Origin of the sequence: Methylocella tundrae, from assembly GCF_901905185.1 — a bacterium.
Lineage (GTDB): Bacteria > Pseudomonadota > Alphaproteobacteria > Rhizobiales > Beijerinckiaceae > Methylocapsa > Methylocapsa tundrae.
In genome coordinates, this window is the sequence record NZ_CABFMQ020000068.1 from 93642 (window position 1) to 104352 (window position 10711).

The window sequence follows — 10711 nt, forward strand, 5'->3', positions numbered from 1 at the left end:
TTCCCCGACAGCGATGACACTAAGCCAGTGCTTTTGCGGTGCAACATACGCGATTTTACGTATCGCTCCCAGCCGCCCTGTCCAACACCATAAGCGTCAACGGAGCGACACCCCTCCGCAATTTGCATCATCAGCCGGAGGCGCAATGCCGAACGACCACGACACGCCGAATTATTCCGCCCTTCGCCGCAAGCTTCTCATGGGAATGGCTGCGCTGCCAATGGCGGGGCTGACGCCGCGCCTCGCCTTTGCCGACGCGCCGGCCACATCCGCCGTCAATACGACCGGTTTAGCCGTCACGGACGATGCCGTGACCGTCGGCATTCTGCATTCCGTCACCGGCACCATGGCGATCAGTGAAACGGGCTCCGTCGAGGCCGAAAAACTCGCGATCGAACAGATCAACGCCGCCGGCGGGATCTTGGGCCGCAAGATCAAGATCGTCCAGGAGGACGGCGCGAGCGACTGGCCGACCTTTGCCGAGAAGGCCCGCAAGCTCCTCGTCGACGATAAATGCGCGGCCGTTTTTGGCTGCTGGACTTCGGCCTCGCGCAAGGCGGTGCTCCCCGTCTTTGAACAATACAATGGAATGCTCTATTATCCGACTTTCTACGAAGGCCTTGAGCAGTCAAAGAACGTCATCTACACGGGCCAGGAAGCAACGCAGCAAATCCTCGCTGGGCTGAACTGGGTTTCGAAAGAGAAAAACGCCAAAACATTCTATCTTCTCGGCTCAGATTATATCTGGCCGCGCACCTCGAACAAGATAGCGCGTAAGCACATTGAAAACGTTTTGAAGACCAAGGTCGTCGGAGAAGAGTATTTTCCGCTGGGGCACACGCAGTTCAACTCCGTCATCAACAAAATCAAGCTGGTCAAGCCGGACGTCATCTACGCCATTGTGGTCGGCGGCTCCAATGTCGCCTTCTATAAGCAGCTCAAGGCGGCGGGCGTCGATCTCAGCAAACAGACATTGATGACCATTTCCGTCACCGAGGACGAGATCCTCGGCATTGGCGGCGAGAACATCGCCGGCGCCTACGCGTGCATGAAATATTTCCAGTCGCTGAAAAATCCCAACAACGAGAAATTCGTGCCGGCCTTCAAGGAGAAATATGGCAAGGACGCGGTGATCGGGGATGTGACCCAGGCCGCCTATCTCGGGCCCTGGCTGTGGAAGCTGACGGCGGAGAAGGCGAACAGTTTCGACATCGACAAAATCGCCGCCGCCTCGCCGGGGGTCGAGTTCAAGGGCGCGCCGGAAGGTTATGTCCGCATACACGAAAACCATCACCTCTGGTCGAAGACCCGGGTCGGACGCGCGCGCACCGACGGCCAGTATGACGTCATCTACGAGACGGCGGACCTGATGGAGCCGAACCCCTTCCCCAAAGGCTATCAATAATCGAGCCGCCGCGGGCGCAAACCGCTTCTCTTGCGCCCGCGGCGTTTTCAGCACGCCACGCTTTTCTGTCGCAACCTCGTCTCGCAAGGAGACCCGCTCATGTTCGGAGACTATACGCCGGACCAGCTCCTCTCGATCTTCGCCATGCAGGGGTTTGCGGGCCTGATCCTCTTCTCCGTCTTCGTTCTGATGGCGCTCGGCCTCGCGATCATTTTTGGGCAGATGGGCGTGATCAATATGGCGCATGGCGAATTCATGATTCTTGGCGCCTATGTGACCTATCTGACCTCGAAATTTTTTCAGGCCTACCTCCCGGCGCTGTTTCCGATCTATTTTTTCCTCGCGATGATTCTTGCGTTCATCGCCTCCGGCGCACTGGGAATGCTCGTCGAATGGCTTTTGATCCGCCATCTCTACAAGCGCCCGCTCGACACGCTGCTCGCCACCTGGGGCCTCAGCCTCATCCTGCAGCAAGCCTATCGCTCGATTTTCGGCGCGCGCGAAGTCGGCGTCGAGCTGCCCTCCTGGATGATGGGCGCGATTCATATGACTGATTCCATCGAAGTTCCGATCAACGGGGTTTTCGTGATGACCCTGACCATGCTCATCACCGTCGTCGTCGGGATACTGATGTATCGTTCGAGCTGGGGGCGGCAGGTGCGCGCGGTCGTGCTCAATCGCGACATGGCGGGCGCCGTCGGCATCAACACCGAGAAGGTCGACCGCATGACGTTCGGCATCGGTTGCGGCATCGCAGGCGTCGCCGGCGCGGCTTTCACCATGATCGGCTCCACGGGGCCGACTTCGGGCCAGCTTTACATCGTCGACACTTTTCTCGTCGTGGTGTTCGGCGGGGCTCAGAGCCTTCTCGGCACCATCGCCTCGGCCTTCACCATCTCGCAGGCCCGTTCGACGCTCGAATTCTTCACGTCGGGGTCAATGGCCCAGGTGATCACATTGATTGGCGTCGTGCTGATCCTGATGCTGCGCCCACAGGGCCTCTTCGCCCTCAAAGTCCGTCGCTGAAGGGAGATCTCGCGTCATGACTTCCAACTCCCGCCCGAAACTGTCTCCGGTCAAAGACAGCGCATTCATGACCCGCCGCGAATGGATCGCTTTTCTCGCCGTGGCGGCGGTGATTCTCGTGGCGTTTCCGGCGCTGCTCGACGCCTTCCGCCTCAACCTCGTGGGCAAGTACCTGACCTACGCCTTCGTGGCGCTCGGCCTCGTCCTCTGCTGGGGCTATGGCGGCATTTTGAGCCTTGGCCAGGGCGTCTTCTTCGGCATCGGCGGCTATTGCATCGCGATGTTTCTCAAGCTCGAGGCGTCAAACCCGGAAGCGACGAAAATTCAATCGACCCCGGGCATTCCGGACTTCATGGACTGGAACCAGATCACAGCCCTCCCCTGGTTCTGGCGGCCCTTCCATAGTCTCTCCTTCGCCATCATCGCCGTCATCGCGGCGCCGGTCATCACCGCGCTCATCGTCGGCGCCGCGATGTTCAAGCGCCGCGTCGGCGGCGTCTATTTCGCCATCATCACGCAGGCGATCGCAGCGATCCTCACAATCTTGATCGTCGGCCAGCAAGGATATACCGGCGGCATCAACGGCATCACCGATCTGCGCACCTTAAAGGGATGGGACATCCGCACCGACCACGCGAAGGAAATTCTCTATTTCCTGAACGCCGGACTGCTCATGGCCTGCATGCTGTTCGCGCAATTCATCAAGCGCTCGAAATATGGCCGCGTCCTGATCGCGATGCGCGGCAAGGAGGACCGCGTCCGTTTCTCCGGCTATAATGTCGCCAACTTCAAGATCTTCGTGTTCTGCCTCGCCGCGGTCTTCGCGGCCATCGGCGGGGCGATGTTCACGCTCCAGGTCGGCTTCATGTCGCCTTCCTTCGTCGGCATCGTGCCCTCGATCGAGATGGTGATCTATACAGCTGTCGGCGGACGCGAGTCGATCTTCGGCGCCATCTGGGGAACCCTGCTCGTCAATTTCGCCAAGACGAGCTTCTCCGAGAGCTTCCCCGAGCTCTGGCTGTTCGGCCTCGGCGCGCTCTACATCGGCGTCGTGATGGCTTTCCCGGACGGTCTTGCGGGCCTCTGGAACACCTATGTCCAACCCCTCTTCGATCGCTTGCTCACGGGCAGGCAGGCGTCCAGCGCAAGCCGGGACAACGCCAGCCTTCCTCCCAAAGCTCCCGCGGAATAGGCGCTCCCATGTCCGACACTGATTTCCTCCTCGCGGTCGAAGGCCTCACCGTTTCCTTCGACGGCTTCAAAGCGGTCAATGATCTGAGCTTTTATGTCGACGAACGTGAAATACGCGTCATCATCGGACCCAATGGGGCAGGCAAGACGACCGTCCTCGATCTGATCTGCGGCAAGACCAAGGCGACGTCGGGGTCGATCAAGTTTCGCAACAAGGAGCTGACCAAACTGCGCGAAAATCAGATCGTCGAGGCCGGCGTCGGGCGCAAGTTTCAGACGCCCTCGATCTACGACGATCTTACCGTCTTCGAGAATCTCGAGATCTCATACCCGCGCGGGCGCTCCGTATTTGGGGCGCTGGCGTTCCGGCGCGACGATGCGGTGCGCGAAAGGGTGCAGGAAATCGCCGAGGCGATCTTCCTCAGCGATCAGCTTCAGCGGCGCGCCGATTTCCTCAGCCACGGCCAGAAGCAATGGCTCGAGATCGGCATGCTGCTGATTCAGGATCCCGATCTCCTGATGCTCGACGAGCCCGTGGCCGGGATGAGCGTTTCCGAGCGGATCAAGACGGCGGAACTGCTTCATCGCATCATCAAGGACCGGTCGGTGATCGTCATCGAGCACGACATGAAGTTCGTCGAGGACATCGCGCATAAGGTCACTGTGCTCCATCAGGGTCAGATTCTCGCGGAAGGCCCGATGGAGAAAATCAAGACTGACCCCCGCGTCATCGAAGTCTATCTCGGGCACTGAAGGAGATTTCCAATGCTCGAAGTCGCCGACCTGCATGTCGCTTATGGTCAAAGCGAGGTCCTTCACGGCCTCAATTTTTCGGTCCGGCCCAATGAGATCGTCGCGATCATGGGACGCAACGGCATGGGCAAGACCACGCTGATGAAGTCGCTGATTGGCCTCGCGGCGAGCTCCAGAGGCTCGATCAGGCTGGGCGAGGCTGAACTGGCCGGCCTCAAGAGCCACCAGCGCGTCGCCAAGGGCATTGCTTACGTGCCGCAAGGCCGCATGATCTTCTCGACCATGACCGTCGAGGAAAATATTGAAACCGGCCTCACCGCCTCCGGCGCGTCCAAAGTGCCGGACGACATCTACGCGCTGTTTCCCGTGCTGCTCGAAATGAAGGGACGGCGCGGCGGAAATCTGTCCGGCGGACAGCAGCAGCAGCTCGCCATGGCGCGCGCGCTCGCCAGCAAGCCGAAAGTGCTGCTGCTCGATGAGCCGACGGAGGGCATTCAGCCCTCGATCATCCGCGAGATGGGCCGCACGCTGAAGCGCATCCGCGATGAGCGGGGCCTGTCGATTCTGGTCTCGGAACAGGTGCTGAGCTTTGCGCTCGATATAGCCGATCGCGTTCTCGTCATGGAAAATGGCGAGATCGTCCATGAAAACGAGCGCGCCGAAATCGATGAGGCCGCCGTCTCGCGTTTCCTTTCAGTCTAGCCGCCAAATTCCGGCCGCGACCTGGATCGCGCGCCGCACCCGCCTTATGCGCCCAATCCCAAACGGAGGACTATGATGGCTGAAACCCTGATCAAGGTCGATTTGACCCAATCAGCCTATACAAATGAGAAGGTGCACAACCGTTGGCATCCCGACATCCCCATGGTGGCCTGGGTGAAGCCAGGCGATGATTTCATCGTGGAGACTTACGACTGGACCGGCGGTTTTATCAAGAATAACGATTCGGCCGACGACGTCAGGGACATCGATCTGACGATCGTTCACTTTCTTTCGGGGCCGATCGGGGTCACGGGGGCGGAGCCTGGCGACCTTCTGGTGGTCGATCTCCTCGACATCGGGCCCAAGCCGGAAAGCCAGTGGGGCTTCAACGGCTTCTTCTCCAAAAAGAACGGCGGCGGATTCCTCACCGAACATTTCCCGCAGGCGCAGAAATCGATCTGGGACATCCATGGCATGTTCACCTCGTCGCGCCATGTTCCGGGCGTGCAATTTGCTGGGCTGACACATCCGGGCCTGATCGGCTGTCTGCCCTCGAAACAGCTGCTCGACATCTGGAACGAGCGCGAAATGGGGCTGATCAACACCGATCCCACGCGCGTGCCTCCGCTTGCCGCTCCGCCCTTCGGCGCGACGGCGCATATGGGCCAGCTCACTGGCGACGCCAAGGCCAAAGCGGCGGCGGAAGGCGCGCGCACCGTGCCGCCGCGCGAGCATGGCGGCAATTGCGACATCAAGGATCTGTCGCGCGGCTCGAAAGTGTTCTTTCCCGTCTATGTGCCGGGCGCCGGCCTCTCCATGGGCGATCTGCATTTCAGCCAGGGAGATGGCGAAATCACTTTCTGCGGCGCCATCGAAATGGCCGGCCGGGTGCATCTCAAGGTCGACATCATCAAGGACGGCATGTCGAAATACGGGATCAAGTCGCCGATCTTCAAGCCGTCGCCGATCACGCCGAATTATAAGGACTATCTCATCTTCGAAGGCATTTCGGTCGACGAAGAAGGCAAGCAGCATTATCTCGACGTGAACGTCGCCTATCGTCAGGCGTGCCTCAACGCGATTGAATATCTGAAGAAATTCGGTTATTCGGGCGCGCAGGCCCTTGCTATCCTGGGGACGGCCCCGGTGCAGGGGCATATATCCGGCGTCGTCGACATTCCGAACTCTTGCGCGACTTTGTGGCTGCCGACGGAGATCTTCGATTTCGACATCAATCCGACAGCCGCCGGTCCGCAGAAGTTCATTACCGGGGACATAGATCTTCCTCTATCTCCTGATCTCTAAGCCTTAGCCAGCGTGAGGAAGGGGGAGCTCCCGCTCCCCCTGTATGAAACGGGGAGGCACATGCCCTATTACGATTACCTTTGTGATTCATGCGGCAGCTTCACCGAAAGCCGGCCGATGGCCGAATCCGCAGCGCCTCGTCCCTGTCCGGCTTGCGGCGCCTCCGCGCCTCGCGCGATCCTGACCGCGCCGCATATGGGCGCGATGTCCAAGGAGCGGCGCATGGCGTTCGCTACGAATGAACGCAGCGCAAATGCGCCGCGTCTGTCGAGCGCCGGGCATGGAGCCGGCTGTTCCTGCTGCGCCGGCATGAGCCGCAAATCAGGCGCGGCGACGGCGGCGGCGCCGAGCGCGGCCAAGAGCTTTCCGGCGGCGCGGCCCTGGATGATCTCGCACTGATGATCGATTGATCCCGGCGGGATCCCGCCGTCGCATGATGAATGTCATTGGCAGGCCGACGCCGCATTGGGGTCGGCGTCGATCGGATGAGAAGCGTTGAGAGCACGGCTGAAGCGGGATGCGCGAAAGCGTCTTGCGGAGCTTCCTGATCCAGGCCTATCTCTCAAGGCGCTGCGCCCCGCCAAGGCTCCGCTGTTCGCGGATCTCTCTTGATCGCGCGATACGGTAGACATCGGTCAGGGAGAGCGCCCAAACGAACAGCCCCCCTGCATGGCGGCCGATGAAGTTTGCGTCCGGCGCGGCGAATTTCGTCGTCAGCCACGCAAAAACAAGAGTGAAGAACGCAAAGCCGAGGCCGCGCCCGGCCCGGTCCGCCATGACATGGCCGACGCCGGGCAGAACCATGGCGGCGGCGAGGATTATGCGGCTGTCCAGACGATCAAACGGCGGCATTCGCGGTCCTTTTCAATGTGGGAGGCAAAGAGAGGAGGCTGGCGAGGCTTTGCGCCGAGGCAATAAGGGGCGAAACCTCGTCCGGGTGCAGGCGATCGACGCTAAACCGGCTTTGGCGAAAGAGGAGATAGGCGCCTCTGACGCCTTCGCGCGCCTGATAGACGATCCGCACGCCGCGGGGCGCAACGAGCGCCTCCTTTACCCTCGCGTCAGTGAAGAGAAGCGAGAGAGGCTCCGTCAGGAGCGCGAGGGTGCTGGGCGCCCCGGCGCCGTTGCCTTTGACCAAAGTGTCGGGCGGCCATTGCGCCGGCGCCGCAAACCGTGTCGGCAAGTCGGCGGCCGGCGCGTAAAATTCAGCATTCGTCGATCGACGGACGACGTCGAGAACGCCACGCGCCCGCAAATCGCAATGCGCCGTTACGGCGATCCAGAGCTGCGGCAGGCGGCGGAAGGCGAGCGTTTCCGAAAACGGCGTAATCGACACGGCGCGCCCGTCTGCAAAACCATGAAGCTGTCCCCAGCCATCCGGCCTGATCCTGATCTCGCTCCGCTCGAGAAGAGGGAGGCAATCGGCCAAAAGATGTTTGCGCTTGGCGCCGGCTGTCGACAAGCGCCGCTCCAGCCCGCGTAGAATCGATCGCCGCCACGCGTGGTCCTTGTCCTGCGAATTGGGGTCGCCCATCAACAGCTTTCCTGTTTGGTGAGGGCGCGCGCCCCTTAACGCTAGAGCGCGCGCCATATCTTGGGTGGGGCGATCAGTAGCCCTGCGGGCGCGGCCAGGGCATGGTGAACTGGTCGCCGCGCCGCACATATTTATACCGGTGCAGGACGAACCAGGCCGAGGCCACGATATAGAAAGCCATCATCGCCAGAAGCTGCGTGCCGTAGCCAAGATAGACCGCGAAGAAGGCGAGGCAGCAGAGGAGCATGAGCAGCAGAGACGGTATTGGATGAAACGGGTGCACATAGCCCCGGTCGATGCTTTTCAGCGGCCATTTGCGCCTGAACAGGAAGATGCTGATCGCCATCAGCGTGTAGCCGAGCAGACCCGAGAGAATCGAGAAGGTGATGGTCTGATCGAGCGGCGTCGAAACGGCGAAGAGAACCGCGATCGGCACAAAGAAGACGACCGAGCGATAGGGCGTACGATATTTGGGATGAACGGCGCCGAACCAGATCGGCATGTAACGGTCGCGGCCCATCGCGAACCAGGCGCGCGAGGCGTCATTGATGCACCCATTGGCCGAGGCGAATGTTGCAAACAACGTCCCGAAGAAGAGAAAAATCTCAAGATATTTGTTGCTCGTCAGCTTGGCCGCGTCGTAAAGCGGCGTGATCGACTGGCCGAGATATTCCCATGGCATCAGGCTGGCCCCGATATACCAGGTCGCTGTCGCCGCGATCAGCAAGGTTATCATGCCAGTCATGGTTCCAAGCGGCAAGGAGCGCGCGGGAGAGCGAACCTCTTCGGCCGCCTGGGTCGTGCCCTCTATGCCCAAATAAAACCAAAGCCCAAAGTGCAGCGAGGCGAGAATGCCGAGGGTCCCATAGGGGAGTCCCGTCAGCAGCGCGTGCAGCTGTTCGTTTTGACCGTCCGACCACGGCTTGATGTAGAAGAACAGAACGGCGATCGAGATGAACGCGATGGCCGTGATGATGAGGTTCAGCGTCAACGTCGCCAGAACGCCGCGATAATTGAACCATGATAATAAGACGATCGTCAGGACAATGACCGACTGTTTGTCGATGCTGCCGGCAATGCCAAGGTCGGTGGCGAATGATTGCAGAAGATCTCCGGCGACAATCGCATTGGAGACTTCGAGCATCGTATACGCCATGACGAGATAAAGGGCGACGTTGAAAGCCATCAGCGGCCCGATGATGTGCTTGGCTTGCGCATATTGGCCGCCGGCGGCCGCCACCGTCGAGGTAATTTCCGAGTCGATCATGGCGACGCAGGTATAGAGGATGCCGGCGAGCCAGCAGGCTGTCAGGGCGGCGACGGCGCCGCCTTTGCCGACGGCGAAATTCCAGCCCATGAATTCGCCGACGAGAACGATGCCGACGCCGAGCGCCCAGACATGTCCGGGGCCAAGCACGCGCGAGAGCGCAACTTTTTTTTCCGACGGGACAAATGTCTTGCCGCCGGGCGACGAAATAGTGTCGATCTTGTTCATAGCAGCCCCTCCGCCTTCTCGGCCTCTTCGGTATCGACGATATCGCCTTCATGCGAAGATAAGAGGTAGTCTTCGTCGAACTGCCTGTTGACGCGAATGAGATCAAACAGCATCCAGGCCATGAGCAGTCCGGAGACGCTCCAGGCCGCAATATTGAATAGTAGAATCACGTCGCCCTCCCTGGAGTTAGATTTTATTGATTTTCTGCGCTGGTCCGAAATGCTCGGCAATGACGTCTTTGTACTGCCTGTCGGATATTTTTATGAGAACAACGAAGTATGCGATAATCACCGCGAAAGAGAGGGCGAGAGTGCCCCAGTTGATGACATAATCGAAGCGGACGGCGATGATCGGCGCGGCGGTGGCCGGCGTAAATCCGAGTTTCTCCCATTGCTGGGACATGACGGCGTTCTGACCGAGAGTCCGCCAGCTCGATGCGTCGAGCTCCTGCGTCGTCGTTCCGCCGCCCGCGAGCTTCAGGAGAAGCGGCGCATACAAGGTGACGATGACCAGCGCCATCATCAGCAAAGCGTCGAATATCTGGCCGGCGGTTGATTGCTTCGGAGGTTCGTAAGCCATTATTTCGACCCTCCGGCGCGGTTGGTCCGCAAGAGATCGAGGTAGTAGAGATCGCGGCTGTAGATCGCGGTCCTGTCTTCGCTGAAGTGTTTGATCATCGCGATGATCGACGATGCGTTCAAAACCAAAACGCAAAGCGCGAGGCCGCCCATCAGGGCGCTCAACCCAAGCTGGTTGAAAACTTCGGACAGCGTGTAATAAGTGAAAGCGTAGAGCAGCCATACCAGAACGACCGCCGGGAGCGCCCCAATGGCGTCGCGTCGGAACATCCCGTCAACGCGCGGGTCATCATGTTGGGCCATTTTCCTCTCCATTCTTATTAGGAACAGTTCTTTCTTTTTACGAAAGACAAGACAACTCTCGGCTCGTTGTCAACCGGATTCAGAAGCCGTTGCACATTTTCATGGCGATATGCCTAAGATGGAAGCGCTTTTGATCTCAGGCTAAGTCACTGAATTCAAATGCTTAAGACGACTTTCCTAAATCCTGGGCCATCGGTGATTTGCCTGTCAAGAATATATTTTGCGCAAATCTCCATTTTTGGCCTTGTATTTTTCTTACCGCGATGTCTATTTTCCTGACACGAAATATGTAGGGAGACATTTGAGCCATGTGCGGCATAGTGGGATTGTTCCTTAAGGACCCAGCGCTTGAGCCGGATCTTGGCCGGCATCTTGCGGTGATGCTTGAGACGATGACGGCTCGGGGTCCGGACAGCGCT

At 59.6% G+C, this 10711-nt stretch carries 13 protein-coding genes and 2 pseudogenes; 9 read left to right on the forward strand and 6 right to left on the reverse strand.

Annotated elements, in window-relative coordinates; all coding sequences use genetic code 11:
- Positions 1 to 145 precede the first annotated feature (145 nt).
- The 8 genes and pseudogenes from urtA to MPC4_RS21595 all read left to right on the forward strand — a co-directional run bounded on the left by urtA (position 146) and on the right by MPC4_RS21595 (position 6781).
- Entirely contained in the window at positions 146 to 1405 is a 1260-nt protein-coding gene (gene urtA / locus MPC4_RS06395) for an urea ABC transporter substrate-binding protein (RefSeq protein ID WP_174511781.1), read from the forward strand.
- 99 nt (positions 1406 to 1504) lie between these two features.
- On the forward strand, positions 1505 to 2431 hold the full coding sequence (gene urtB / locus MPC4_RS06400; protein ID WP_174511782.1) for an urea ABC transporter permease subunit UrtB: 927 nt from the start codon (positions 1505 to 1507) through the stop codon (positions 2429 to 2431).
- Positions 2432 to 2447: 16 nt separating this feature from the next.
- A complete protein-coding gene (gene urtC, locus MPC4_RS06405; protein WP_174511783.1) occupies positions 2448 to 3623 on the forward strand; it encodes an urea ABC transporter permease subunit UrtC in 1176 nt (391 codons plus the stop codon).
- An 8-nt stretch (positions 3624 to 3631) separates the two neighbouring features.
- Positions 3632 to 4375, forward strand: coding sequence for an urea ABC transporter ATP-binding protein UrtD (gene urtD, locus MPC4_RS06410; RefSeq protein WP_134490186.1), 744 nt, complete (start codon positions 3632 to 3634; stop codon positions 4373 to 4375).
- A 12-nt stretch (positions 4376 to 4387) separates the two neighbouring features.
- Positions 4388 to 5077, forward strand: coding sequence for an urea ABC transporter ATP-binding subunit UrtE (urtE, locus tag MPC4_RS06415; RefSeq protein ID WP_174511784.1), 690 nt, complete (start codon positions 4388 to 4390; stop codon positions 5075 to 5077).
- A 75-nt stretch (positions 5078 to 5152) separates the two neighbouring features.
- Positions 5153 to 6382 (forward strand): formamidase, encoded by a 1230-nt coding sequence (gene fmdA, locus MPC4_RS06420; protein ID WP_174511785.1) that lies wholly within the window; start codon positions 5153 to 5155, stop codon positions 6380 to 6382.
- Positions 6383 to 6442: 60 nt separating this feature from the next.
- A pseudogene (locus MPC4_RS21590) lies at positions 6443 to 6565 on the forward strand (FmdB family zinc ribbon protein); the annotation flags it as partial.
- A gap of 39 nt (positions 6566 to 6604) precedes the next feature.
- Positions 6605 to 6781 (forward strand): hypothetical protein, encoded by a 177-nt coding sequence (locus MPC4_RS21595; protein ID WP_342343611.1) that lies wholly within the window; start codon positions 6605 to 6607, stop codon positions 6779 to 6781.
- A 156-nt stretch (positions 6782 to 6937) separates the two neighbouring features.
- On the opposite strand, the gene MPC4_RS06430 is transcribed toward MPC4_RS21595, so the two are convergent.
- From MPC4_RS06430 to MPC4_RS06455, 6 genes are all read right to left on the reverse strand, one after another.
- Entirely contained in the window at positions 6938 to 7234 is a 297-nt protein-coding gene (locus MPC4_RS06430; protein WP_174511787.1) for a hypothetical protein, read from the reverse strand.
- Positions 7221 to 7916, reverse strand: coding sequence for a hypothetical protein (locus MPC4_RS06435; protein ID WP_174511788.1), 696 nt, complete (start codon positions 7914 to 7916; stop codon positions 7221 to 7223). Before MPC4_RS06435 ends, MPC4_RS06430 begins: the two co-directional genes overlap by 14 nt.
- A gap of 73 nt (positions 7917 to 7989) precedes the next feature.
- Positions 7990 to 9411, reverse strand: coding sequence for an APC family permease (locus tag MPC4_RS06440; RefSeq protein WP_134490178.1), 1422 nt, complete (start codon positions 9409 to 9411; stop codon positions 7990 to 7992).
- Positions 9408 to 9581, reverse strand: coding sequence for a hypothetical protein (locus tag MPC4_RS06445; protein WP_166795942.1), 174 nt, complete (start codon positions 9579 to 9581; stop codon positions 9408 to 9410). Before MPC4_RS06445 ends, MPC4_RS06440 begins: the two co-directional genes overlap by 4 nt.
- A gap of 16 nt (positions 9582 to 9597) precedes the next feature.
- Complete coding sequence (locus tag MPC4_RS06450) at positions 9598 to 9990, reverse strand: hypothetical protein (protein ID WP_174511789.1); 393 nt, start codon at positions 9988 to 9990, stop codon at positions 9598 to 9600.
- Entirely contained in the window at positions 9990 to 10292 is a 303-nt protein-coding gene (locus tag MPC4_RS06455; RefSeq protein WP_174511790.1) for a hypothetical protein, read from the reverse strand. Before MPC4_RS06455 ends, MPC4_RS06450 begins: the two co-directional genes overlap by 1 nt.
- A gap of 308 nt (positions 10293 to 10600) precedes the next feature.
- Here MPC4_RS06455 and MPC4_RS20895 point away from each other — a divergent pair.
- A pseudogene (locus tag MPC4_RS20895) lies at positions 10601 to 10711 on the forward strand (glutamine amidotransferase); the annotation flags it as partial.